At 54.3% G+C, this 24,200-nt stretch carries 20 protein-coding genes; 16 read left to right on the top strand and 4 right to left on the bottom strand.

Annotation, left to right across the window (positions count from 1 at the left end):
- Window positions 1-47 precede the first annotated feature (47 nt).
- The 11 genes from K0J45_RS16435 (at window position 48) to K0J45_RS16485 (ending at window position 9,532) form a co-directional block, all read left to right on the top strand.
- Entirely contained in the window at window positions 48-317 is a 270-nt protein-coding gene (locus K0J45_RS16435; RefSeq protein ID WP_011867001.1) for a chaperone NapD, read from the top strand.
- Complete coding sequence (napA, locus tag K0J45_RS16440; protein WP_220043341.1) at window positions 314-2,797, top strand: nitrate reductase catalytic subunit NapA; 2,484 nt, start codon at window positions 314-316, stop codon at window positions 2,795-2,797. Before K0J45_RS16435 ends, napA begins: the two co-directional genes overlap by 4 nt.
- Window positions 2,798-2,855: 58 nt before the next feature.
- Window positions 2,856-3,587, top strand: a complete 732-nt coding sequence (gene napG / locus K0J45_RS16445) for a ferredoxin-type protein NapG (protein ID WP_011867003.1) — start codon at window positions 2,856-2,858, stop codon at window positions 3,585-3,587.
- Between the two features lie 8 nt (window positions 3,588-3,595).
- Window positions 3,596-4,483, top strand: a complete 888-nt coding sequence (gene napH / locus K0J45_RS16450; RefSeq protein WP_258406716.1) for a quinol dehydrogenase ferredoxin subunit NapH — start codon at window positions 3,596-3,598, stop codon at window positions 4,481-4,483.
- Window positions 4,480-4,902 carry a nitrate reductase cytochrome c-type subunit gene (locus K0J45_RS16455; protein WP_144204387.1) on the top strand — a complete coding sequence of 141 codons (423 nt, stop codon included), beginning with the start codon at window positions 4,480-4,482 and terminating at the stop codon, window positions 4,900-4,902. Before napH ends, K0J45_RS16455 begins: the two co-directional genes overlap by 4 nt.
- A 744-nt stretch (window positions 4,903-5,646) precedes the next feature.
- Window positions 5,647-5,934 (top strand): hypothetical protein, encoded by a 288-nt coding sequence (locus K0J45_RS16460; protein WP_220043343.1) that lies wholly within the window; start codon window positions 5,647-5,649, stop codon window positions 5,932-5,934.
- Window positions 5,935-6,022: 88 nt separating this feature from the next.
- Complete coding sequence (locus K0J45_RS16465) at window positions 6,023-6,619, top strand: glutathione S-transferase family protein (RefSeq protein WP_220043344.1); 597 nt, start codon at window positions 6,023-6,025, stop codon at window positions 6,617-6,619.
- Window positions 6,620-6,731: 112 nt separating this feature from the next.
- Window positions 6,732-7,229, top strand: a complete 498-nt coding sequence (locus K0J45_RS16470) for a P-loop nucleotide/nucleoside kinase family protein (protein ID WP_220043345.1) — start codon at window positions 6,732-6,734, stop codon at window positions 7,227-7,229.
- 72 nt (window positions 7,230-7,301) lie between these two features.
- Complete coding sequence (locus K0J45_RS16475) at window positions 7,302-7,745, top strand: GNAT family N-acetyltransferase (protein WP_258406844.1); 444 nt, start codon at window positions 7,302-7,304, stop codon at window positions 7,743-7,745.
- A gap of 462 nt (window positions 7,746-8,207) precedes the next feature.
- Window positions 8,208-8,675, top strand: coding sequence for a hypothetical protein (locus tag K0J45_RS16480; protein WP_220043346.1), 468 nt, complete (start codon window positions 8,208-8,210; stop codon window positions 8,673-8,675).
- Window positions 8,676-8,779: 104 nt separating this feature from the next.
- The gene (locus K0J45_RS16485) at window positions 8,780-9,532 is read left to right on the top strand and encodes an SDR family oxidoreductase (protein ID WP_220043347.1); all 753 of its coding nucleotides are present in this window, start codon (window positions 8,780-8,782) and stop codon (window positions 9,530-9,532) included.
- 587 nt (window positions 9,533-10,119) lie between these two features.
- Here the strand turns inward: K0J45_RS16485 and K0J45_RS16490 are convergent.
- Window positions 10,120-10,530 (bottom strand): VOC family protein, encoded by a 411-nt coding sequence (locus K0J45_RS16490; protein ID WP_220043348.1) that lies wholly within the window; start codon window positions 10,528-10,530, stop codon window positions 10,120-10,122.
- A gap of 218 nt (window positions 10,531-10,748) precedes the next feature.
- On the opposite strand from K0J45_RS16490, the gene K0J45_RS16495 reads away from it, so the two are divergent.
- Together K0J45_RS16495 and K0J45_RS16500 are read left to right on the top strand one after the other, a co-directional pair.
- Window positions 10,749-11,009, top strand: a complete 261-nt coding sequence (locus K0J45_RS16495; RefSeq protein ID WP_011867010.1) for a DUF5062 family protein — start codon at window positions 10,749-10,751, stop codon at window positions 11,007-11,009.
- A 121-nt stretch (window positions 11,010-11,130) separates the two neighbouring features.
- Entirely contained in the window at window positions 11,131-13,737 is a 2,607-nt protein-coding gene (locus tag K0J45_RS16500) for a cation-translocating P-type ATPase (protein WP_220043349.1), read from the top strand.
- Here the strand turns inward: K0J45_RS16500 and K0J45_RS16505 are convergent.
- Window positions 13,703-14,575 (bottom strand): universal stress protein, encoded by an 873-nt coding sequence (locus K0J45_RS16505; RefSeq protein WP_220043350.1) that lies wholly within the window; start codon window positions 14,573-14,575, stop codon window positions 13,703-13,705. The two genes, K0J45_RS16500 and K0J45_RS16505, sit on opposite strands and share 35 nt — an antisense overlap.
- Window positions 14,576-14,697: 122 nt before the next feature.
- Here K0J45_RS16505 and K0J45_RS16510 point away from each other — a divergent pair, with 122 nt between their 5' ends.
- The gene (locus K0J45_RS16510) at window positions 14,698-15,891 is read left to right on the top strand and encodes a cation:proton antiporter (RefSeq protein ID WP_220043351.1); all 1,194 of its coding nucleotides are present in this window, start codon (window positions 14,698-14,700) and stop codon (window positions 15,889-15,891) included.
- Window positions 15,892-15,977: 86 nt separating this feature from the next.
- Here K0J45_RS16510 and K0J45_RS16515 read toward each other — a convergent pair whose 3' ends face one another.
- Window positions 15,978-20,528: an ATP-binding protein gene (locus K0J45_RS16515; RefSeq protein ID WP_220043352.1), complete on the bottom strand. Its 4,551-nt coding sequence runs from the start codon at window positions 20,526-20,528 to the stop codon at window positions 15,978-15,980.
- Window positions 20,529-20,648: 120 nt separating this feature from the next.
- Here K0J45_RS16515 and K0J45_RS16520 point away from each other — a divergent pair, with 120 nt between their 5' ends.
- Window positions 20,649-21,560 carry a LysR family transcriptional regulator gene (locus K0J45_RS16520; RefSeq protein WP_011867015.1) on the top strand — a complete coding sequence of 304 codons (912 nt, stop codon included), beginning with the start codon at window positions 20,649-20,651 and terminating at the stop codon, window positions 21,558-21,560.
- 62 nt (window positions 21,561-21,622) lie between these two features.
- Here the strand turns inward: K0J45_RS16520 and blaOXA are convergent, their stop codons facing one another.
- Complete coding sequence (gene blaOXA, locus K0J45_RS16525) at window positions 21,623-22,429, bottom strand: class D beta-lactamase (protein ID WP_220045343.1); 807 nt, start codon at window positions 22,427-22,429, stop codon at window positions 21,623-21,625.
- 572 nt (window positions 22,430-23,001) lie between these two features.
- Here blaOXA and K0J45_RS16530 point away from each other — a divergent pair.
- Window positions 23,002-24,162, top strand: a complete 1,161-nt coding sequence (locus K0J45_RS16530; protein WP_220043353.1) for a PA0049 C-terminal domain-containing protein — start codon at window positions 23,002-23,004, stop codon at window positions 24,160-24,162.
- Window positions 24,163-24,200 lie beyond the last annotated feature (38 nt).

The raw sequence follows: 24,200 nt of genomic DNA on the forward strand, positions 1-24,200 counted from the left end.
TATCGCCAATATCCCGGGAAGCAAGGCCGCCACAGAAGGGTTAACCCATGACACAGGAATATCATGTGACCAGCCTGGTGGTACACGCCGCCCCCGGCCAGGTCGCAAAAGTTACAGAGGATATCAACGCCCTTGCGGGCGCCGATATTCACGCCGTCACCGACGAGGGTAAGTTCATCATTACCCTGGAGGGGGCCACCCAAGGTGCGATCCTCGATAACGTCGAAGCCATCAACGCCCTTAGCGGGGTGTTATCAAGCAGTCTTGTCTATCACCAAGTTGAACCAATAGAAGAAAAGAGTGAGGAAACACCATGAGCATTAGCCGTCGCGAGTTTCTAAAAGCCAACGCCGCAGTTGCCGCTGCGACCACGGTTGGCGTCACTCTGCCAGTGAAGATCGTTGAAGCCGCTGAGCAGAATGACAACATCAAGTGGGATAAGGCCCCCTGCCGTTTCTGCGGCGTGGGCTGTAGCGTTTTGGTCGGCACCAATAACGGCAAAGTCGTTGCCACCAAGGGCGATCCAGAAAGTCCGGTCAACAAGGGCCTTAACTGTATTAAGGGCTACTTCCTATCCAAAATCATGTACGGTAAAGACCGCCTTACCACGCCGCTGCTGCGCATGAAGGACGGCCAGTATGACAAAGAGGGTGAGTTTACCCCGGTTAGCTGGGACAAGGCCTTCGACACCATGGCCGAGAAGTGGAAAAACACCCTCAAGACCAAGGGCCCTACCGCCGTCGGCATGTTCGGCTCTGGCCAGTGGACGGTATGGGAAGGCTACGCCGCCTCTAAGCTGCACAAGGCTGGTTTCCTCACCAACAACATAGATCCAAACGCCCGTCACTGTATGGCCTCTGCCGTAGGTGGCTTCATGCGTACCTTCGGTATCGACGAGCCCATGGGCTGCTACGACGACCTAGAAGCCGCCGATCAGTTTGTGCTCTGGGGCGCCAACATGGCCGAGATGCACCCAATCCTGTGGGCACGCCTGTCAGACAGCCGCCTAAGCAAGCCAAACAGCCGCGTGCATGTGCTGTCGACCTTCGAGAACCGCAGTTTCGATCTCGCCGACAATCCTATGGTGTTCCGTCCTCAGTCTGATTTGGTGATCCTCAACTTCATCGCCAACTACATCATTCAGAACGGCGCGGTAAACAAAGAGTTCGTCAGCAAGCACACTAAGTTTGCCCTGGGCACCACAGATATCGGCTATGGTCTGCGTCCAGATCATCCGCTGGAGAAGAAGGCCAAGAACCCAGGCAACGGCAAGTCGACCGCCATCAGCTTCGACGAGTACGCCAAGTTCGTCAGCACCTACACCCTGGAATATGCCGCCAAGATGAGTGGCGTCGAGCCCCAAAAACTCGAGATCCTAGCCAAGGCCTACGCCGATCCAGGCGTGAAGATCATGAGCCTGTGGACCATGGGTATCAACCAGCACGTGCGTGGTGTGTGGGCCAACAACATGCTCTACAACATCCACCTGCTGACAGGTAAGATCGCCACCCCAGGTAACAGCCCCTTCTCGCTGACGGGTCAACCATCAGCCTGTGGTACCGCCCGTGAAGTGGGTACCTTCGCCCACCGTCTACCAGCCGACATGGTTGTGGCCAATCCTAAGCACAGAGCCGTCACCGAGAAGCTGTGGCAGCTGCCGGAGGGCACGATTCCGCCTAAGCCTGGCTTCCACGCCGTGTTGCAGAGCCGCATGCTCAAAGATGGCAAGCTCAACTGTTACTGGACCATGTGTACCAACAACATGCAGGCCGGTCCTAACATCAACGATGAGATCTATCCGGGCTTCCGTAACCCAGACAACTTCATCGTGGTCTCGGATCCTTATCCAACGGTCACCGCCATGGCCGCCGACCTGATCCTGCCGACCGCCATGTGGGTCGAGAAGGAAGGTGCCTATGGTAACGCCGAGCGCCGCACCCATATGTGGCACCAGCAGGTGAAGGCGCCCGAAGGCGCCAAGTCTGACCTATGGCAGCTGGTGGAGTTCTCTAAGCGCTTCAAGGTATCAGAAGTCTGGCCAGCCGAGCTGGTGGCCAAGAAGCCTGAATACGCCGACAAGACGCTCTACGACGTATTGTTTGCCAACGGGGTGATCAACAAGTTCCCCACCTCAGACTGCAAGGGCGACCTGAACGATGAGTCTGAAGCCTTCGGCTTCTACCTGCAGAAAGGTATCTTCGAGGAGTACGCCCAGTTCGGTCGCGGCCATGCCCACGACTTAGCCGACTTCGACACCTACCACGAGACCCGTGGCCTGCGCTGGCCTGTGGTCGAAGGCAAGGAGACGCTGCGCCGCTTCGTCGAAGGAAGCGACCCCTATGTCAAAGCCGGCGAGGGCTATAATTTCTATGGTAAGCCTGACGGTAAGGCGGTGATCTTCGCCCTGCCTTACGAGCCTGCCGCCGAAGAGCCTAACGCAGAATACGATCTCTGGATGTCGACGGGCCGCGTGCTCGAGCATTGGCATACAGGGTCTATGACCGCCCGCGTACCTGAGCTGTACCGCGCCTACCCAGATGCACAGATCTTCATGCATCCGGAAGACGCCAAGGCCCGTGGTCTTAAGCGTGGTGATGAAGTGGTCGTGGCCTCGCCTCGCGGTGAAGTCAAGACACGTGTTGAAACCAAAGGCCGGAACAAACCGCCACGAGGCGTGGTATTTATGCCATTCTTCGACGCGCGCCAACTGGTCAACAAGTTGTTACTGGACGCCACGGATCCCCTCTCGAAAGAGACGGATTTCAAGAAGTGTCCGGTAAAAGTGATGAAAGCCTAAAGCGGTTCATCGAACCCTTTAATCGCTTGAGTCAAACATCAGATATGAAGAGCTAGATATGAGCCAGGTCAATCGCAATAGCAAAGCCAAGGGGGTCAACCGCCGCCAGTTCTTAGCCACTACGGCTAAGGCGGGCTGCGCCATGGGCCTCTTGGGATTGGGCGTCAGTGGGGTTGCCAAGCAATCCTCGCACCTTGATCCTATGGCGATTCGACCGCCTGGCGCGTTAGATGAGCAAGATTTCTTGTCGGCCTGTGTGCGCTGCGGACTCTGCGTGCAGGCCTGCCCCTACGACACCCTGAAACTGGCACGCTGGTTTGAGGGGGCACCGACGGGCACGCCCTATTTCACGGCGCGCACTGTGCCCTGTGAGATGTGCGAAGATATCCCCTGTGTGAAAGCCTGCCCCTCTGGGTCGCTGGATCACGCCTTGACCAATATCGACGAGGCCAAGATGGGGATAGCGGTACTGATCGACGAGAAAAACTGCCTCAACTTCAAGGGCCTGCGCTGTGACGTCTGTTACCGCATCTGCCCCTTGATCGACAACGCCATCACGCTCGAACGGCAGCACAACCAACGCAGCGACCACCACGCCATGTTCCTGCCCACGGTCAACAGCGACACCTGTACCGGCTGTGGCAAGTGTGAACATGCCTGCGTGTTGGAAGAGGCGGCCATCAAGGTTTTGCCTGCCCATATCGCGCTCGGAAAGACGGCAACCCACGATACCTATATCAACACCGAAGAGACCACGCTTGAGATGTTAAACAAGGGGCTCACACTATGACAAACGGCATGAGTAATACGAAGATGAAGACGCCAGGTGCGGATCAGACACGTTTCGCTCAGACGGCGATAGATGAACTCGGCTGGTGGCGCGCCCACAAGTTCCTGTTCCTGCGCCGTGCCAGTCAGCTGTGTGTGCTGCTCACCTTTGCCATCGGCCCCTGGATGGGGCTCTGGGTACTCAAAGGCAATCTCTCCTCCAGCGAGCTACTGGGCACTGTGCCCCTGTCGGATCCCCTTGTGACCCTGCAAGTGCTGATGACGGGACACCTACCCGAGACCGCGCTGCTTGTCGGCGCGCTGCTTATCGCCCTCTTCTACCTGCTTGCGGGTGGACGAGTGTTCTGCAGCTGGGTCTGCCCGGTCAACCTGGTCACCGATGCTGCGAGCTGGCTAAGGCGCAAGCTGCGTCTGCCCCGGACCGCCGAGATGCCTAGAAACCTGCGCTACTACCTGCTGGCCCTGGTGCTATTGCTGCCCCTGGTCACTGGGATAACAGTGTGGGAGTGGGTCAACCCAGTGCCTATCCTCTATCGCGCCCTGCTGTTTGGCGCCGGTAGCGGCCTGTGGATACTGGCGATGATCTTCTTGCTGGATCTCTTTATCAGTGAACGGGCCTGGTGTGGTCACCTGTGTCCCACAGGCGCCCTGTTTGCCCTGCTGGGCAAGGCGAGCCCGGTCAAGGTATCTGCGGTCAATGCCAGTGCATGCGACAACTGCATGGATTGCTTCGAGGTCTGCCCAGAACGGCAGGTGTTGAAGCCCGCCCTCAAGGGCGACAACCCCATGATAGTCGACAGCGATTGCACCCAGTGCGGCCGATGTATCGATGTTTGCGCCCAACGCGTTTTCCAGTATCAAAATCGAATTGCCCTAAAGGCGGAGAACAACCAATGAAAAAAGTACTCACTTTAGTCGCGCTGATGGCGCTAGGAGCCTGTTCCGGTCAGCAAAGCAAACCTGCGGCCGAACCCGTGAACATCAGTTCACTCGGAAAAGGCGAGATCACCGCGGTTCGCGCGGCCGACGAGATGCCAACCTATCCTAAGAAGGGTCAGGCCATCGAGCGTGGCTTCGTCCACCAGCCACCGCTGATCCCCCACAAGGCGGACTATCAGATCAGCATCAAGAAGAATGGCTGCATGACCTGTCACAGCCCAGAGAAGGCCAAGCGCATGAAGGCGACCGAGATTCACTCGTCGCACATCCTGGCCGACAACAAGCTCAACTATGAGTATTTCAACTGTACTCAGTGCCACGTGCCACAGGCGGAAAACAAGCAGAAGTTGGTTGAGAATAATTTCTCGAATCAATAGGAGTTTAAGTTCGGGTCTTGCATACTTGAACATTTGACGCTGCAAACAAAAAACCACCTGATAATGGGTGGTTTTTTATTGCCTTACGGCAATGGTGTTAAGGTTTTTTAGTGTAGGCGGCCTTGTGACTTACTTGGTCAGTTTCAGTTCATACCTTCATGGCAATCTAACGCCTGCCCGGCGGGGGATGTGCAGATACGCCTGTGACACGCTGTACGCCATCCCTGGCCGCTCTGCGGTTTCATCCCTGAAACCGAAGGTCACCGGCGTATCTACACCCGGTATCCAACGTCTCTTCGATTTGGCTTCATTAGTTATCGATAGAATAAACCAAACATACTTCTAGCACGGCGGTACTGACCTACATAGATGTAGGGAACATTTTTGGCCATGCCGCCGAGAGCCAAAAGTGTGCTTACACCCGTATCTAACGTCTCTTCGATTTGATGGTATTGGGGGCGGCGAGGCATCTACATCCAAATCTAACGGCTCTTCGAATCTGTGTCATATGAAGGCAACTTACTAATCAGAAAGACATAAACTCGACTTTGATTACTCACTCGTTATAGATTGAAGCACCTGACAATCGTTATAACGCCTGATCGTTTTTTCTCCAGCGCTCTGATAGAGTATTTCAACATTAGCGGCTTGGTTATTGAAATTCTAGACTGTCGGTTGACGTATTATTCCACTCACATGTGCGATCCATTTCGCCAAGCAAGACAGCAAACTTGGAGAAGTAGCATGGCTCTAACATCCCCTACTCGAAACCTATTTCTTGCAGCCACTTGGTTTATGCTAGGTCTCATTGTCATAGCGATAGCCATTACAGCTTTGACCAAACAAGGCGCCTTTATTGCCCCAGGCACACTTTTGTTTTCGATATTACTATTCATGCAGAGTGAGCAGCGAACAAAACGCTATTCGGTTGAACCAAGAAAATTCAACAAGCGTCTTCAATGGGTTGGCTTGGTAACAGCAATTGTCAGTGGCATTTCTCTGGTACTGCATCAGGCCAGCACTCAGGTATGATTTAGCCTTCATCCCAATAAATAATTCTTCAGCGTTTATTGCCACTCATAAATCGGGCGCGCAGGCGCGAATGACATAAGGAGTATGTGTGAAAATCTACGGCGATCTGCAGTCTGGTAACTGCTACAAGGTGAAGTTGTTGTGCGCCCTGCTGGGCATTGAACATGAGTGGATTCATGTGGATATTCTCGCGGGCGATACCGGCAATAGCGAGTTTCTGGCCAAGAATCCCAACGGCAAGATCCCCCTGCTCGAACTCGATGATGGTCGATGCCTATCCGAATCCAACGCCATCTTGAACTACCTCGCCGCCGGCAGCGAACTCCTTCCCCAAGACAGCTTTGCCCTTGCCAAGGTGCAGCAGTGGCAGTTCTTCGAGCAATACAGCCATGAACCCTATATCGCCGTGGCACGCTTTATCGCCAAATATCTCGGCTTGCCGGACGATCGCCGCGCCGACTATGAGTCGAAACAGCAAGGCGGCCACAAGGCGCTGGCGGTGATGCAGGCCCAGCTGCAAGAGACGCCCTATTTAATCGGCGAGCAGCTGACCACGGCCGACGTCGCTCTGTATGGCTACACCCATGTGGCCCACGAAGGCGGATTCGACCTTACCCACTACCCGGCGATTCAAGCCTGGCTTAAGCGCATCGCCGCGCATCCCAAATATGTGGCAATGGCCTAATGTGACTGTACCTAGTATGGCTGTGGTCTAGTGTGGCTGTGGTCTAGTGTGGCTGTGGCCTAAGCATGTAAGAATGGCCTAAAACGGATAAGGGACAATAAAGGGACAACAGATGACACAAAAGGGAAAACTCTTCTTTTTCTGCGGCAAGATGGGCGCGGGTAAGTCGACCAAGGCGAGGCTCATCGCCGATGAAAACGGGGCGCTGTTACTGTCGGAAGATGAATGGTTGGCGGCCCACTTCCCCAATCAGATTGAGTCGTTTGATGACTATATTCACTACTCAAGCCTCATCAAGCCCTTCATCAGAAACCATGTGGCTCGCCTGATAAACGTCGGCACTAACGTGGTGATGGATTTTCCCGCTAACACCCGCAAGCAGCGGCAGTGGTTTGTCTCGCTCTGCAACGAGCTAGCTTGCGAGCATCAGCTCATCTATCTGGATCTCAGCGATCAGCAGTGCCTGGCTCAAATAGACAAGCGGCGCCAGGAGCAGCCCGAGCGCGCCCGCTTCGATAACGAAGCCGTGTTCCGTCAGGTGACGCAATATTTTGAGCCGCCAACCGACGATGAAGACCTGAATATTTTGCTGGTCGCAAAGGAAGACTAGATTAGGTCATTCCCTTTCTCATGAATTACTTAACCAAACGACTTAAGCCCATGGCGCAAGGAGAACACTTTGATTCTAGGCTACAGCATCACCACAGACAAGGAAGCGTTCGATTTCGATGTCATCTACGGCTTTATCTCCCAGAGCTATTGGGCCATGGGGATCCCCAAGGAAACCATGAAACGAGCCATTGCCAACTCCCTCTGTTTCGGGGTTTTCGATACTGATAACAAGCAGGTGGGCTTCGCACGCCTCATCACGGATAGCGCCACCTTCGCCTACCTCGCGGACGTTTTCATCCTGCCCAGCCACAGAGGAATGGGGCTGAGCAAGCATCTGATGGAGACCATAGTCGCGCATCCCGATCTGCAGGGGCTGAGACGTATCGTACTCGCAACGCGGGATGCCCATGGTTTATATGCCCAGTACGGGTTTCAACCAATCGAGAATCCCGAGATTCTCATGCAGATCTGGCATCCGAATGTTTATCAGAGGGAGCAGATTGCGGCCGGCTAGGCCAATAGGTTTCGAGGGCTAGCTTGGCGGGGGCTTGGAAGTTATCTGACCTGAATGGTCTACGGTTTTCGCTAGGCCTTGTTTGGTATTTGGAAGGATATTGAAGGTCGCACCTTCATGGCAATCTATCACCTGCGGTGGGCTTATGTGCAGATACGCCAGTGAGACGCCGTGAATATATCCCTATAGGCTCTACCGAAACATCCCTGTTTCGGAAACTCACCGGCGTATCTACACTCGTTATCCAACGTCTCTTCGATTTGGCAGCATTGGCGTTAAAAGGGAATCAAAGAGCAAATTTTCGTGCTCGTTTACGTAGCACTACTCTGATAGAGTGCTTGTTAATCAATAGCTTTGTGCTAACGGCTGCTCAACAATAGGTTAATTAACTATACATGCACGCTTTGACAAATATATGTGTATGCACACAAATAAAATTTTAGGCAACATAAAGGTACCGCTATGAGTTTGGAGTTATTAAAAATTCTTATTCAGATACTGCTGTCAATAGGTGCTGCCTTCTTGGGTGCGTGGCTTGCATCCCGCCGCTTTAGAAATGAACGATGGTGGGAAAAGAAATCGGAAGCTTATTCAGAGTTGGTAGAAGCTCTTCATAGTATGAGATGGCCTTCTAGTGAGCACTTTGATGCTGGAATAGAGCATAGGGAGCTTTCAGAAGAATACAATCAAGAATTATGGGAAGAATTTAAAAGAGCTAGAAAAATTGTTTGGAAAATTACTGATAGTTCATCGTTCCTAATTTCATCTGAGGTGCTAAAAGTGGTTCAAGAAATGGAGCGAGGCCTGTCAAATTCTAGGAACGCGAACACTTGGTTTGAGCATCTAGATGAACAAGGTGCTGCGATCGATACTTGTATAGAGAAAGTTAAGAATATTGGGGTAAAAGAGCTAGGCATTAAGCGTGCCTAACCAAGCAATCAAGTACGCTCTCTTCGGTCGCCGGACCTCGATACAGTCAGGCGCTTATTATGGGCATTATGCATTTCTCCCATTTCGCGGATCGAGGATGATTTATGAGTGAATCAAAGGTGGTATTAATCACTGGTGGTGGCCGAGGCATAGGTGCTGCGACTTCAAAGTTATTTGCCTCTAAGGGCTATGCGGTTTGTATTAACTACAAGTCCAATTCGACAGCGGCTGAAGCATTGGCTCATGAAATTAAGTCAATAGGCAGTCAATGCATTACTGTTCAAGCCGATGTTTCCATTGAAGCTGATGTATTGAAGTTGTTCGAGAGAATTGACGATGAACTAGGGGCTTTATCGGTACTCGTTAATAACGCGGGTATTCTGCGCAAACAATCTCGTCTTGAAGATATGACTGCCGACAGAATCAATACTATTCTCTCCAACAATGTGACTAGCTATTTTCTTTGCTGCCGAGAGGCAGTCAAACGTATGTCTACTCGCCATGGAGGAAAGGGCGGGGTCATTGTAAATGTTTCATCGGGTGCTTCTCGCTCCGGCTCTCCAAATGAGTATATTGATTACGCCGCTTCAAAAGGCGCTATTGATACACTGACAAAAGGTTTATCTCTAGAAGTAGCCTCTGAAGGGATTAGAGTCAATTGCGTTCGTCCAGGACTCATTCATACTGAAATGCATGCTGATGGTGGTGAACCAGAAAGAGTAGAGCGGTTAAAAAGCATTATCCCGCTCCAACGAGGTGGGCGACCCGAAGAGGTAGCAGAAGCTATCTATTGGCTCTCATCCGAAAAATCATCATTCTCGACGGGAAATTACTTAGACCTATGTGGTGGCCTGTAAATGCATAGCAAAGCATCTATGAGTAATGCCTTACATTGGTCAGTTTCGCTTCGCTCACAGCATGGCAGGCTTGCATCACATCTTAACGAGGTGTTCCCAATATGGTCAAATCGAAGAGATGGATAACTAGGTGTAAACATGCTTTTGGCCTTCGAAATCAGGGATGATTTCGCAGAGCATCCATGGATGGACTTGCTGCGTGCCAAAAGAATGTTTGCACAAAAGGCCTGCTGCCAAGCAATTGATTAACCATGAAGCTATGGTTTAAAGCTCCCACCCAAGTACCTAAGTCAGGTAGATGCTTCAATAACAACTTACAGCTGCAATTAAACAATGACCTCTCAAGGCAATCGCAAATCCAATACGTTCGGATATCAAATCCGGCCAAATCGAAGAGATGGATAACTCAGTGCATGCACATTCCCCGCCGGACAGGCGATTGATAAACCATAAAGCTATGGGTTAAAGCTCCCACCCAAGTACCTAAGTCAGGTAGATGCAAAAACATCAAAATGAAGCAAGGGTTAACACTACAACGCTGTGATGGACACCAAACCAAAGGTAAGGAACAGTCCCATAGAGAGCGACTAAGGCTCCCCTTTAGCCAACTTCAACTCCACCACATTCCCTTCGGGGTCATTGATATAGAGGGATCGCCCAAACCCTTGGGCACCATAACGTTTGGCAAACCCTTGGGTGGTTATACCCTGCTCGCTGAGAAAATCCAGCAAGGCCTGTTCCTCCATGGCCTCGATGAGCAGACAGACATGGTCGACGTTGCGGCCATCTTGCTGCGGCGGTCCACCACCGAGTCGCCCCAAGGTGCTTTCGCAGGTGACGATATCGATGAGCGCATTGCCCGCCCGCAGCTGGGTCAGTCCCTCCTCGGGAAGTTCGCGCTCGATGGCGCAGCCGAGCACGCCCCGATAGAAGGCCAGCATGGCAGGCAGATCTGTGGTGCGAAACACCAGATGATCTATCCCCAAGATCGCTAACATAGTCGCTTCTCCTCTGCTTATCTCCTGCGTTTATCTCCCATGAGTATAGCCCGCCGCTAATTGTCACTGACAGTCGTGGCTAGCTAGTCTCGGCTAACAGTTGCGGCCAATAGTTGTAGCTAATATTTTTGGCCAAGCGCCCACTCCGGGTAATTGACGGTAGGCTTAAACGCAAAATTGGCGTAGCTTGTCATTATCAGGTTCCATGGAGATAGGTGATGAAACACGGTAAGCACGACGCACAGCTGTTAAAACTGGCCCTGGAGATTGGCGTTGGCTACGCCAAGAAACGTGGCTTCGCCGATTTCGATAAGGGGATATCCCCCAAAGACAAGGTAGAGTGCATCTACCGCCTGCTGGTGCAGGATAAGCTGATCCAGCCCCTGGCGACCGACAAGGAGGATGGCCCCAACATGAAGCACAAGCTGATTTTGTGGATCCACCGCCAACTACCCGAGGAGCATCCCCTCAAGGAGTAAAATATCTCGCTAAGCTCGAAGCCATTGATCTCTATCAAGCCTTAGGCCGATTCCCGGCAGCGAGGGCCGAGATGAGCTATAGATCTAGCATCACCTCAGCCTAAGTGCACAAGGAGTTTTCGTGGCCGGGCCAGGACTATCGAGTCAAGCGGCGGCCGAGCGGCTGGAACAATATGGGCCCAATTGCCTGCCCAAGCCGGCAAGACTCAGCTTCATCCGCCTGTTTATTCTGCAGTTTAAGAGCGCCTTCATCTATGTGCTGCTCGTAGCCTTCATCGCCTGTCTGCTGCTCGGCCAGATCCTCAACGCCATCTTCATCTTCGCCGTGCTCATGCTCAACGCCATCATAGGCACAGTGCAGGAATACTCGGCCCAGCAGGCCGCCGATGCCCTGAGCAAGATGGTGCCCTCCCAGACCAAGGTGATCCGCGACGGCCACCCCAAGATGGTGGACAGCCTGAGCCTGGTACCCGGGGACTATATTCTGCTGACCAACGGCGATCGCATCGGCGCCGATATCAAGATCGAAAAGCATAACCAGTTTAAGGTGGACGAATCGGCCCTCACCGGCGAGTCTGTGGCGGTCAACAAGATAGATCTGGCCTTCGCCGGCACCCTGGTCACCCATGGACGGGCCGAGGGCGAGGTGATCGCCACCGGCGCACGCACCCAGATAGGTCAGATAGCCGATCTGGTTCGCCAGGGCGGTAGCGCCAAGCCGCCGCTGATGCAGCGTATCGAGCGCTTCACCCTGATCATCGCCATAGCCACCTTAATCATCATCGCCCTCATCTTCGGCCTGACATTGCTGCGGGGCGCGGATCTCTCCCAGGTATTCCTGCTAGGGGTCGCCCTGGCGGTCTCCGCCATTCCCGAGGGGCTACCGGCGGCCATCACGGTCGCCCTGGCCATAGGCATGAAGCGGATGTCCCAGGCCAATGTGATCGTGCGTAAACTAGTGGCGGTAGAATCCCTCGGCTCCTGCACCTATATCGCCTCGGATAAGACCGGCACCCTGACGGTCAACGAGATGACCATCAGCCAGATCAGCCTGCTGTCGGGTGAGCGCTATCATGTGGCGGGCACAGGGCTGACGCCCACAGGCCTGGTGCACAAGCATGGCCACGGCGTGCCAGTGTCGACCGCGCGGGATCCCGAGCTGTACCGTCTGGCCCTCTCCGGCGTGCTGGCCAATGAGGCTCACCTCAGCTTCGAGGCCGAGCAGAGCCATGCGGATCAGATGCATGCAGACGGTGACGGGGTAGATCTCGCCTTCCTGGCCCTGGGCTATAAGCTCAATCTCGAGATGGACAAAGCCAAGCAGCCACCGCAGGAGCAGCTGTTTGCCTACGAGTCGGAGAACCAGTTCAGCGCCAGCATCAACCAGATAGAGGGGCGCTCCGTCATCTCGGTCAAGGGCGCGGTGGAGAAGCTGCTCACCATGTGTCAGCTGGATGCGCAGCAGACTCAGGCTGTGTTGGATGAGACCCACTGGCTGGCGCGTCACGGCTACCGGGTGTTGGCGCTCGCCAGCGGCGAGATCAGCGACCCAAACCATCCACTGACAGATCTTGATTTTCTGGGTTTAGTGGCGATGAGCGATCCCCTGCGGGAAGATGCCATAGAGGCGGTGGCCCTGTGTCAGCAGGCACAGATCAAGGTGGCGATGATCACCGGCGACCACCCTGTGACCGCCCTGGCGCTGGCGCGTCAGCTCAAGCTGGCCAACGATCAGGATGGGGTGATCACCGGCAAGCAGCTCACCCAGGCCCAACAGCAGAGTCTGGCCGAGTTCGACCATCTCATCGCCGGCCACAGGGTATTTGCCCGGGTACAGCCCAGGCAGAAGATGGAGATCACCGAGTCCTTGATCCGCCAGGGCGAATTTGTCGCCATGACGGGTGACGGGGTCAACGACGCTCCGGCGCTGAAGCATGCCCATGTGGGCATTGCCATGGGCCTCAAGGGCACGGATGTGGCCCGCGAGAGCGCCGATCTTGTGCTGACCGACGACCGCTTTAGCTCTATCGTTAAGGGGATCATCGAGGGGCGCATCGTCTACAACAATATCCGTAAGGTGATCTACCTGCTGATCAGCACAGGGGCCGCCGAACTGCTGCTGTTTATCTTAAGCGTGCTGTTTGCTCAGCCTATCCCGCTGTTTCCGCTGCAGATCCTCTGGCTTAACCTGGTCACCAACGGCGTTCAGGATGTGGCGCTGGCCTTCGAGCCCGGCGAAGGGCACGAGATAGATCAGCCGCCGCGCCGCCCCAGCGAGCCCATCTTCGATCGCCTCATGCTGGAACGGCTGATCGTCAGCGCCCTGTGGATGGGCATAGTGGCCTTCGCTCTCTTCTCCCTGGTGCTGGCCATGGGCAGCAGCGAGAACGACGCCCGTAACCTCACCCTGATGTTGATGGTGCTGTTTGAAAACGTGCACGCCCTCAACAGCCGCTCGGAGCGCAACTCACTGCTGCGCATGCCCGTGCTGAGCAATCCGCTGCTGCTGTTTGGCATCATACTGGCTCAGGGCATTCACATAGGCGCCAGCTATACCCCTGGATTAAGTCAGGCGCTGGGCATTAGCCCTATCGGGCTGGGACAGTGGTTGATGCTGCTGAGCGCCGCCTCGACGCTGTTATTCATCGATGAATACCACAAGCGTCTCTGGCGTCAGCAGCACAAACCTAAGGTTAGGCAGGCAACAGCTGATCGTCAGCTGGAATAATCAACACATTGCTGCGGATGCGGGTCAACATGGCCTCGGCGGTATTGCCTATGACCATGCCCATCAGCCCCTTGCGTTGGCGAGCGCCCATCACCAGATAGGCGGCCTTGAGGCGACAAGAGAGCTCGTAGAGGCAGAGATCTGGGTCGCCCGCCAGGAAATGCACATGCTCCTGATGCAGGCCAATCTCGTCCAGCTGAGGCTGATACCTGTGATAGGCGTCCTTCACCAGGGTGTGGGTGTCGATAAGATCCATGTCTCTTAAGATCTTAGGCACACGTATGATATAGGCCAGATGCAGCTGGCAATCGAGGGCCTCGGCCAGCTGGCGACCATGCTGAATGACGCACTGGTTGAGTTTTTGCTTGATGGGGTTGTCGCTGCCCAGATCCACCGCCATCAACACGCTGCGAGCACGTTGCAAGGGGTTGTCGCACAGCATCATAAGCGGGATGCGCACATGGCGGATCAGCTGCCAGTCCATCGGCAGATAATGAGTCTTGTGATGCACCGCCTTAACCATGAGGTCGAACCCATGACGAATGGAGTGATGACAGGCATGTTCGAACAGATCTTTGGTCCATACGCTATGCACGGCCACATCTTCCGCCTTGAGCACCTTAAGCTTAGCGGCGATCTCCTCGCTGCGCTGATTCATCAGGGCCACCTTGGCCGCCGCACCCAGCCTGGGGTTGTAGTATTCCTTACCCGCAAAGGATTCGTAGCTGTAGGCAAACACCTCAGCCTCCTTCTCCAGTACCCTGGCCAAGGCGATCCCCGTCTCAATCGCATCTGCTTGTTCCTCGGCTTTCTGGGAAATAATAAACACCTTGTCCATGGTTACCTCCTGTCGGCAAGTTTCCATTTGAGCTTAGTCACACTCCATGGGTTACGCCTTGATCTCGGTCATCAAAATGATCAAGATCACATTATCACCACTCTCGGGGAGTCGCGCCTGTTATGGCCATAGATAACTTCGTCTTATCCCTGTGTTTGATCCTGCTCTTCGGCCGGGTGCTGGGCGAGGCCTTTAAGCGGCTGCAGCTCCCGGCCGTGGTCGGCGAGATCCTGGCGGGGATCCTCATCGGCCCCAGCCTGCTGGGCTGGATAGCCCCCCACGAGACCCTGGCGGTGATGGCCGAGCTGGGGGTGATCCTGTTGCTCTTCTCCATTGGCTGCGAAACCTCCATCAAGCACCTGTTTCAGGCGGGCAACAGCGCCGCCGGAGTGGCCCTACTGGGCATCGCCCTACCTGCCGTGGTTATCGGCCTGGTGTGCCTGCTCTATCTGGATCTGCCCGGCTTTACCGCCCTCTACCTGGGCTGCGCCCTGACCGCCACCAGCATAGGCATATCGGTGCGGGTGATGGCCCAGGCCAAACAGTCCCAGAGCCAGGAGGGCCACATCATCCTGGGCGCGGCGGTGATCGACGATATCGCCGGGGTAATTCTGCTGAGCCTACTGTTTAACTTTGCCAGCTCGGGTGAGGTGGGGCTGATCCCCAGCGGCCTGTTGATCCTCAAGATAGTCGGCTTCCTGCTGCTGGCACCGCCTATGGCACGCCTGCTGCTGTACCTGTTTCGCGCCGTCAAACCCAAAGAGGAGGAGACGGGTTATGAGGCGATCGTTACCATGATCCTCATCTGCCTGTTTGCCTGGCTGGCCCACGCCCTGCACGCCCCGGCCCTGCTGGGCGGCTTCGCCGTCGGCCTGGCGCTCAGTCGCCAATTTATCTCGCCGCTGAATCGCTATCTGCAAAACCCCTTCGCCTTCACCCACGAGATGGAGGTGGAATCTAAGCCCCTGGTGGATATCTTCGCCCCCATCTTCTTCGTCTACGTGGGGATAAGCCTAGATCTGAGCCAGATAGATCTCGGCTGGAGCGGCCTGCTCACCCTGCTGATGCTCTCCTTGTTGGCGATTATCACTAAGATGATGGCGGGGCTGAGGGTGCCAGGTCACCTGCGCACCAAGGCGATTGTCGGCAGCGCCATGGTGCCCAGGGGCGAGGTAGGACTGGTGTTTGCAGAGATGGGGCTGCAGATGGAGATCATCTCGCCAAAGCTGTTTACCGAGCTGGTGCTGATCATTGCCATCACCACAATTGCTGGGCCTCTGCTACTCAAGTGGGCACTGGCGACAGACGATAAATAGCCAGTAAGTAGCGACTAAGCAGAAGCTAAGCCTCAGGCAAAAAAATACCCGCCATAAGGCGGGTATTTAGCAGCTAGCGTCTTAGGTTAGACTGGAGAGACCACGAAGAGTAGCTCGCCCTGTGAAACCTGCTGACCATTGCTGTTCAGGATACGCTCGATACGGTACTGCTTATCCTCTGGATAGAGCACGGCACCCTGGCGGTTGAAGCCAGCCAGTGTCACCTGAGAGAACATCTTCATCGCTTCGGTCAGCGCCAGTGTCTGATCCACAGTCACTATGTCGCCTTCCTTAACGAAGTCCGCTTCACCCGGCGCCGGAGAGGTATAGAAGATACCTGCACCCTGAGCCAGAACCTTAAGCTCGTTACTCTCACCCACACGTAGCGATTCGGTATCCACACCTACAGTCTCTGCGGCGGCTTCCATCTCGGCGATCAGCGCTGGAATATCCAGCTCGGCCATGAAGCGTGGCAGGTAGTTGGTGTCGTATACGCCTTCGTTGAAGGTGCCATCTTTCAGGATGCGCGTTAACAATGGAATGTTAGTCGCGATGCCTTTGATCACTACTTGGTTCGCCAGGTAGTCATGCAGCTTGTTGATCACATCTTCACGGCTCTCACCGCGGCAGATGATCTGGGCGATCAGGCTGTCGTAGTATGGTGAAACCTCTTTGCCTTCACCGGCGATAGAGATGATCTCGATATCGTCACGCTCTGGAATCACACACTCGGTGATCATGCCTGGATGTGGCAGTAGCTGTAGTACGCCGTTGCTGTCCAGTGCGGCCTTCTCGGCAGTCACACGAACCTCGATGGCGTAGCCGATCTCTTGTGGCTCAAGATCTTCGATTGAACGACCGGCGGCGATGTCGAAGCCTGCGCTCACGATATCGATACCTGAAGTCGCCTCGGTCACAGGGTGTTCAACCTGCAGACGCGTGTTCATCTCCATGAAGTAGACTTCATTGGCATCCAGGTTGTAGATGAACTCTACGGTACCTGCGCCCATGTAGTCTGTAGCATCGCCGAGGGCGCGGGTATATTCCATCACCTTCTGCTTCAGCTCTTCTGGCAGCATGGTAGAACCAGACTCTTCGATCACCTTCTGGTTGTTACGCTGTACCGAACAGTCACGTAGACCCAATACCTTGGTATTACCGAACTTGTCACGCAGCAACTGCACTTCGATGTGACGCAGTGAGGTCACATACTTCTCTAGGTAGAGGTCGCCGTTACCGAAGGCCGCAGCCGCTTCGGTAGAGGTCTTCTGGAACAGAGAGATCATATCTTCTGGACGTTGAACGACCTGGATACCCTTACCGCCACCACCTTGTACCGCCTTAAGCAGCACTGGGTAGCCGATTTCGTTAGCCACGTTCACCGCCTGCTCGGCATTGGTCAGAATACCATGGCTACCAGGCACTACAGGCACGTTTTGCGACTGCGAGGTCTTAATCGCGTTCGACTTGTTACCCATAGTCGTCATTGAGTGCACGCTTGGACCGACGAAGTTAACGCCGTTGTTCACACACAGGGCCGCAAACTGCGGGCTTTCCGACAGGAAGCCGATACCAGGGTGCAGCGCGTCGACCTGCTCATACTCGGCAACCTTCAATACCGAATAGGCGTTGAGGTAACTCTCATCTGAGGTGTTACCACCGATACAGACCAGCTTATCGTTTTCGTTCAGCATGTCGGCCGGTACTGAGGTCATGTCAGGATCTGACGCCACCAGTACCACCTTGATGTTGTTGTCGTGTGCCTTGCGGATCAGTTTCACCGCAGTACAGCCACGGGCGTGTACCAGCACCTTGTCGATCGGCTTCATCAGCTGACGCGGATCGTCCTGTACCAGCTCTTCCTCGGTGATCAACATCTCAGGCACCAGGGTCGAAATGGCGTTACCAATCACATCAATAACCTTAGCCGTTGGCTTAGGCATCAGCGGATCGATACTGCTTAGCTGATCGTCGATAGTGTCGCTAAATGGGTTGGTGACCAGGGCGTTCATGGCGCCAGGTACCTTAGACAGATAGTTCGACAGGGTCGAGGTAGACGGCAGATATGCAGGAACCACCATCTGACCGGCGAACGGCATGTTGGTGCCCGAGAAGTAGTAAGTCTGTACTAACGGGTGAGTCACGAAGCTCGCCTGCGCACCACCGGTACAGTCACCGAAACCAAACATCAATACCGGCAATTCGTTATCACGAACGAAACGGGTAATACGGTCGTTCACTACTGCCATAGAGAAGAGCGCCGCAGCACCTTCTTTGGTCTGCATACCGCCAGAGCTGATAAAGCAGATCACTGGCAGCTTACGCTTGGCACACTCGATCAAGAGCGCTGAGAACTTCTCGGCAGAAGCCATATCGAAGGCACCGGCCTGGAAGGCTGTGTTAGACACGGCCACACCGACGCGCATGGTTTGTCCATGGTGCTCGAAGTCCGCGGTACCTGTGATCAGGCCACAAGGACGAATACCCTTGTCTAGCGCGTCTTCGATAGAGAGACGGAAGCCTGGGAAGTTCAGCAGGTTAGCCGACATCTTGTCGCCGTTTAGCTCTTCAAACTCGGTGAAGAACTTGGCAATCACATTTTCCCAACTCATCTTACCGGCGCGCTTCTCGTCACGCAGTACCTTCTGGATCAGCAGATCCTGATAACCCATGGTCAGACGGTTCCAGAAGTCTTTACGACGACCGATACGCACTGGGTTAATGGCACCCGTGTACTCGCTGCTCTCCTCTTCGCTGGCGAAGTATTCAGGCAGCAGACGCTCGAAGAAGTAGGTCAGGATAACGAACAGAGAGTCGTTAAGCTGAGGGAAACCAACACTCTTCCACTGCTCAGTCTTGGTCAGCAGATCGGCGCGGTTAGACTGAGACATGAAGTACTTCAGCCACTTATAGAACTTGTTCTTATCGTTAGCGGTATCTTGCTTAGAGATAGCGCGGTCAATAGAGTCATGTAGCAAGCCGTCAACCGAGGCGCGCGACAGGCTCTTAGACATCATGGCTTCTTTCGCGATAGAGGCAAGGTTGCCCACGACGTTGTCGTACAGCGCGTTGAAGATCAGGATGTTATAACATTGCCAGATGAAGTCTTCGCGCAGCTCTTCGTGCACGATCACATCCAGAACCGTCAGCTGGTTCAGCTCAGGCCAATCTGCCTGGGTCACCTCGTCTGGAAGGCTCTCTAGATAATGGATCAGCCCCTTGAAGTTGTTCTCGGCGTTGCTCTTCCATCTGTGGTACAGCGACCAACCGATGTTGAACAACAGCGCCTTACGGGCCTTCTTATAGTTTTGCTTCGGCTCACCTAAGATGAGACGAGTCAGCATGTTACGCTCGGTAGAAACTTCGTCACGCTTGGCGGTGAAGTTGCTCCACAGCTTGTTCAGCTCTTCGTCGTATACCAGCTTATCTGGGCTCGACAGCCAAGACTGGAACACCTTGTCCTGCTCTTGCTGAATACGCGCCAGCAGATCACCCTCAGGCACGCTCACCTTAGACAGGCGACCATATTGCTCCTGTGAGATCGAATGGATACGGCTACGCAGCGTCAGGTAACGCAGGTAACGGTATGAGCTACCAAACAGGTTGAGGTGCATGGTGGGGTTGTTAGCCACCGACAGTTCGGCGTGGTGCTCAAGCGCTTCGAGGTTCTTAGAAGGCTCAAGGAAACGGTGAAGACTGCGGTCGTAGTGCTCGCGCAGATCCTTAGATTCGCGTACAAACTGTACCGCCGCATGCTCAACGGCCTCGATGCTACTGATGATAGCGCGGCGTAGGTTGTGCTGACGCTCATCCTTGTCAGATGGCGAGAAGTCGATGATGCCATCGATACAACCTGAGGTGTACAGCTCTTCTGGCGACACACCTACCGACTTAGCACACTCCTGCCAAGAGAGGTTGTACTTACGCGCAATGCTCTGTAGACCCTGTGGCTGGATGGTGTTGAAGATACCGTCACGTAGCGACAATAGGATGTTGGCCGCCGCCAGAGGAATAGCACCACCAGAGTAACCGGCACCGATAACGATACCTACGGTAGGTACGTCGACGTTAGCACTCTCGGCAATCGCCTTAGAGATGGTGTGCGCCTGGTTTTGGCTGTTGGCTATCTCACCCGCATCGGCACCCGGAGTGTCGATGAGGTAAACGATAGGCATTGAAAGCTCGGCAAAATGACGAATGGCCGTGCAGGCCGCCAGGTGATGCTCTGGCATCCAGGCACCATTGCTCGTGGTACGTTCCTGGGCGATAAAACCGATGCGGCGAGTACGAGATCCAAAATTCAGTTCGATCTCGGCACTATAAAAAGGCCCCATATGTTTTTCGACAATTAACTTACCTTTCAGATCCGCAATCACGCGCTTGGCGCCTGGGCGGCTCTTGTCTAAGGTAGGTTGAATGACTTTGGCCACGTAGCCGTCAACATCCAACTGTTCTAACTCTTTTAAGTTAGCTTGAATTTCATCGTCGCTGAGCAGACCCTTGATCTGCTGTGAAAGGCTCTGCTTACTATGCTTAGGAAACAGAGAAAAATCCTGTGCCAAATGTTCAGCTTGAAGAAAAAGCGGATCGGCTGTTTGAACCTGAGTCGTGTTTGTGGGCTGATTGTTGCTGGTCATCAATAGATCCTCTGCTTTAGCCTCTAAAATTTTTAGCCCATAAATATAGCTTTGTTATAGGGTCAAATGCTATTAAACTGGCTTAGACGCTTTGTTCCATATTTGAGACAGTGATAAATAATGCCAGATTTAAACGGTATGATGCTCTTTGCGGCCGTCGTTCGCGCCAAGGGTTTCTCCCAGGCTGCTCGTAATACGGGCATGCCAAAATCAACCATTAGTCGTAAGGTGGCTCAGCTCGAAGAGCAGCTAGGCGTGCGCCTGTTGCAACGCGATACCCGCAATCTCAGCCTGACTCAGGTTGGAGCGCTTTTTTACCAGCATTGCAGTAGTATTAGCGATGAAATCGAGGCTGCCAAGGCAACCATAGAAAATACGCATAATGATGTATTTGGCTCACTGCGCATCGCCATTCCGGTTTCCTTCAGTCAGGAGCTTATCGCCAGCCTCTGTAGCAGTTTCATGCGGCTCTACCCCAACGTGGATCTCGACGTCCAATTTACCGACAGTGATGTGGGCCTGGTGGGCGAAGGCTATGATATCGCCATCAAGTATGGGCCGCTGCAATCATCCGACTTAGTCGCCCGCCTGCTGTTTGAGCGTCAACCCATACTGGTGGCCAGCCCCGGCTATCTCAAGGCCAACGGCACCCCGGCGACACCTCAGGATCTCAAAGAGCACAGCGGCATACTGCTGGGGACCTCGCGCTCGGCCCCCATCTGGCCCCTGGGCAAGGGCGAACGCAAGACCATGGTCAACTTCAAGCGTAAGGTGAGGGTGAACAGCGCCATCATGGTTAAGCAGCTGGTGCTGGATGATTTCGGCATCGCCATGCTCTCTAATTCAGTATGTAAGAACGAGCTGGCCGGTGGCAGCCTGGTGCCGCTACTGCAGGAGTGGCCGATGGAGCCCTTCAAGGTCTATGGCGTCTATTCCAGTCGCCGACAGCTGGCCACCAACATCAGCGTCTTCCTGGATTTCTTCACCAAGCGCTTCAACAGCCACGAGTCGCTACAATCGCTACTCATGTAGCTAACCTCTGCTGATGTAGGCCGTCTCTACTGATGTACGCCATCTCTGTTGTATGTAGGTTCTTACATCCAGCCCTTGGCTTTTAAGAGATGCTTCACCACCCGCTTACGCAGCGCCAGATCTTTATCTGAGTTAATATCCATATTCATGGCGAAGAAATAAGTGTTCTCCTCGCGCTCTAGCCAGCCGACCCACCATCCCAGTTTCTGCCCCTTGCGCACACCATAACCCGTCTTGGCCCTCAGTACCCAATCGCCGTTGGCCTCGTTAAGCATCATGGTCTTGACGATGCGCTGGCTGCGCTCGGACAGGGGAAGTCGATTGTGATACAGATGCCTAAGGAAGTTCACCTGCTCGAGGGCCGATATCGCCAAGTCACCATCGAGCCAGAAGCTGTCCAGCCCGCCGCCGATATTGGCGTTACCATAATCGAGATTGTCCAGCCCACTAGCCATACGCTCGGCCCCTAGCTGCAACGCCAGTTTCTGATAGATGGGCACCACGGAATACTTCATCGCACCAATAAAGTTATGGTCGCGATTCCAGCTGCTGTAGGCGCGCTCAACGCCGTCCCAGACAAACCGGCTATGCTCATCTTCTACTATGCCCGCCTCGAGTAGCAATAAACTGTGGGGGATCTTAAAGGTCGAGGCAGGAATATAAGGATGCCGGCTGCGGGCGGCGTCGTTAGTCAGCAGCTTCCCCCCTTTATCATCCAGCAGCACCATGACGCCTTTCGCCCCCACGGCATCGAGCGCCGCCTGTATCTCACCATCCAGCCTGAGCGGCCCGGCCGACTCTTGCTCTGCCGCCGGTATATCAGGCCCAGTTTGAGGTGCTGCCGCCGCGCCGCCAGCCCAACTTAACAAGGCCAAGCAGAGCAGGCCCAGATACCCCAGCGAACAGAGTAGCCGATAACCTAAGCCAGCACTAATACCAGAACCTAGACCACAACTAAAACCGGAACGAAAGCCACAACTAAGACCAGACTCCGAGCTAACCCGCATTTTCATCTTCACACTCCACTAAGCCGCATAAAACCCCTGCCTCGAGTCTAGCAACTTGCCTCTGCACCGTGGGGGCAAACTCATGATGATTTGTGTCAAGAATCTGGCATTTTATCAAGCCATCTCAAGTCTTTATTTGCAGGCTGTTGTCGTGCATACTCAGTTGTTGACTATAATACCAATCGTAGTAAATAACTGATCATGCTAGCTTGTTAAAACGTCCGATAACGGCGTTACTATTTTTGATTGTAGAATAACTACTTATCGAAAAATCATGCCTTGTTCTCGAACGTTTTCCCTACGCTACTTCTGATCACTTACTTACCGTGATTGGTATAATAAATTCAAATTGATAACCGCCCTGAGCCATCATTGCCCAACATCAGCCTTAGGCTGAGTGTAAGGGTAAGAGGTTTTTGCAAAGGAACCATGTCATGCGTAAAACAGCCATAGCCCTGGCGATGACCAGCTTGCTGAGTAGCAGCGCCTTCGCCGCTCTGGATCTCGAAGAACTGCGCCTCCCCAAGGCAACCCAGGCCATGCCCGAGGTCGTCAACCGCTATCAAGCCCTGGTCGATAGCCTGGACGACAAGTATCGTCAGCAAAAAGATGAACTCATCATGACACAAATGGTGGCCCACCAAGGCGAGCGCCTCTGGCAACAGGCCGTGAGAGACGTGCAATCTGGCGGTCAGGACGACAGACCCCTCTACTGGAGTCGCCTGGCGATGAAGAAGACCCTTAAAGAGTCTAAGCCCGCCTTTAACATGGCCGACTGGCAGCGCAGCATATTACTCAAGGCGGTAGAGAAATCTTCCCGCGGCTTCAGCGACATCCACTTCGATGACGACAGCCAGATCCGTATTCTGCTCACCGGCTTCGACCCCTTCTTCCTGGATCGCAACATAGATCAGAGCAACCCATCTGGCTTAACCGCGCTGGCGCTGGACGGCTACAAGTTTAGCGTCGACGGCAAGAAGGCCCAGATAGAGACGGTAATGATCCCGGTGCGCTTCGCCGACTTCGATCAGGGGATCATCGAATCCCTGCTCACCCCTGTGTATCGTGAAAACAGCGTCAACGCCATCTTCACCGTCAGCATGGGCCGTGGCGACTTCGATCTGGAACGCTTCCCCGGCCGTAACCGCAGCGCGGCAGCGCCCGATAACCTCAATGTGCTGACCGGCGCCACGGCCCAGTCGCCACAGGCGCCTATGTTCGATGGCAAGCCACTCTATGGCCCAGAGTTTGTCGAGTTCTCGCTACCTGTCGGCGCCATGCAGTCGGTCAAGGGTAAGTGGAAGATCAATGACAATCACACAGTGACCACGCTCTCGCGAGGCGAATTCGACGCCAGCTCCCTGAGCGAGCTGCAAAACACGACTCAGGTCAATGGCTCGGTCAACGGCTCGGGCGGCGGTTACCTGTCCAACGAGATCTCCTACCGCGCGGTGCTCCTGGGACAGCGTTTCAACAGCGGCATCAAGGTCGGTCATATCCACACCCCAAGGGTGAAGGCCTATGAGGCAGAGACGGAGATGGCGATCGTGGATCAGGTCAAGGAGATGGTCAAAGCCGCGGCAACCCGGCTATAATCACTCCTCCTGAAAACGCCCGCCCTCTTGGCGGGCGT

Source organism: Shewanella alkalitolerans, assembly GCF_019457575.1.
In the GTDB taxonomy this organism is placed as follows: domain Bacteria; phylum Pseudomonadota; class Gammaproteobacteria; order Enterobacterales; family Shewanellaceae; genus Shewanella; species Shewanella loihica.